Annotated in this window: 1 protein-coding gene; it reads left to right on the forward strand. The window is 67.7% G+C overall.

What is annotated here, in order from left to right; genetic code table 11:
* Positions 1-132: 132 nt before the first annotated feature.
* Positions 133-1803 (forward strand): IS4 family transposase, encoded by a 1671-nt coding sequence (locus tag ACTWQJ_RS51045; RefSeq protein WP_443313143.1) that lies wholly within the window; start codon positions 133-135, stop codon positions 1801-1803.
* The last annotated feature ends 13 nt before the right edge of the window (positions 1804-1816 follow it).

Below are 1816 nucleotides of genomic sequence, written 5' to 3' on the forward strand. Positions count from 1 at the left end.
CAATGCCGCGTAGTTAGCGTGTGACGCGATCCGTCAAATCGCCTGTGGGGGCGGCGTGTTGTGGAGGCATGGAGACGGGACCTCGGGTATGGCAGGTAGTCGACCAAGATCTATCTGCTGTGCGAGGTCCCGTTGCGAGAGCAGTCTGCCATCGTTTCACCCTCCTCTGCTCAAGTCCCGAGAGGCGTTTTCGCGCCGGGGCATCTGGGAGAGCTGGGCCGCTACCTTCCCGTCGAGCTCGTGGACGAGGTCCTGGCCGAGAGCCGGACTGTCCAGCGGCGGCTGCGTCTCCTGCCCTCGCGTGTTGGGGTCTACTTCCTGCTCGCCCTGTCCCTGTTTCCGTCGCTCGGGTATGTGCGGGTATGGGACAAGCTGACCGCCGGGCTGCCGGACGGCGGTCATGCACGCCCCAGCGAGAAGGCCCTGCGGGATCTGCGCCGACGGGTGGGGCCGGCTCCTCTCAAGACGCTGTTCGAGATCGTGGCCGGCCCGTTGGGCCAGCCCCGGACGCCCGGTGTGTGCTACCGCCGGTGGCGGACAGTCGCCTTCGACGGGTGTTCCTCGGTCAAGGCGCCTGACCAGGAGCGGAACCTCAACTGGCTCGGCAAGTCCCGCACCCGGCTGGGATGGGCCGGCTACCCGATGATCCGCCTGATGGCTCTGTGTGAGACGGGCACCCGCGGCCTGTTGGGGGCCGTGTTCGGCCCCGCCGAACACGGGGAGGGTTTCTACGCACGGCAGCTTCTCCACCTCCTGTCGCCGCGGACACTGCTGCTGGCCGACCGGGGATTCGACGCGAACGACTTCCTCCAGGCCGTGGCCGACACCGGCTCCCAACTGCTCATCCGTCTCAATCCCCGCCGACGGCCCGCCGTTCTCGCGGCTCTGCCCGACGGCTCCTACCTGACGCTCATCGGCCCGCTGAAGATCCGCATCATCGACGCCGAGATCAGCATGACAACCAGCGACGGACGACGCGTGTCCGATCACTACCGGCTGGCGACCACCCTGCTGGACCACCGGTCCGACCCCGCAGCGACCCTGGTCCGGCTCTATCACGAGCGCTGGGAAATCGAATCGGCCTTCTACGCGCTGCGGCACACACTCGCCGACGGGCAAGTACTGCGCTCAGCAGACCCCACCGGTCTCGAACAGGAAGTATGGGCACAGCTCACGCTCTATCAAGTGCTGCGGGCCGCCATGGTGGACGCGGTGGAGTCCGTCGCCGGAACCGACCCGGACCGCGCCAGCTTCACCATCGCCCTGGAAGCCGCCCGCGACCACGTCGTCCGCGGCCCCGATCCTCTCCGGGAGGGCGCCATCGGCACCGTGGGCCGGATCGGCCGCGCCGTCCTTGCGGGACTCCTGCCCAAACGGCGCCTGCGCACCTGTAATCGCAAGGTCAAAGCGCCGATGTCCCGTTACTACTCCCGCCTCACCGACCCCCGGCCTCGCAGCAGCTCCACCATCGAGGCCCTTGACTTCAAGATTCACCAGGCGCCGAGCGCGCAGCCCCCACCGAAGACCACCGCGCCGGCAGACGGCCGCCGGGCGGGACGCGGACCCGGCCGGACCGGTGAAGGACAGAGGAATCGCACGCTCCAGCTCATGCGCACCGACCCCCAAGCGACCTGGAAGTCCTGTGACCTCGCACGATCACTCGGCTACAGCAATATCCACAGCTTCCGGGCATCGATGACGCGCTGGACGGCCGAGGGGCTGATCCGCAAGGTCGGCAGAGGCACGTACATGCTCGAACAAGGCTGGACCTCCCCCGATTTGACGGATCGCGTCACACGCTAACTACGCGGCATTG

The sequence above is a fragment of the Streptomyces sp. KR55 genome (assembly GCF_052245645.1).
Classification (GTDB): Bacteria; Actinomycetota; Actinomycetes; order Streptomycetales; family Streptomycetaceae; genus Streptomyces; species Streptomyces flavusporus.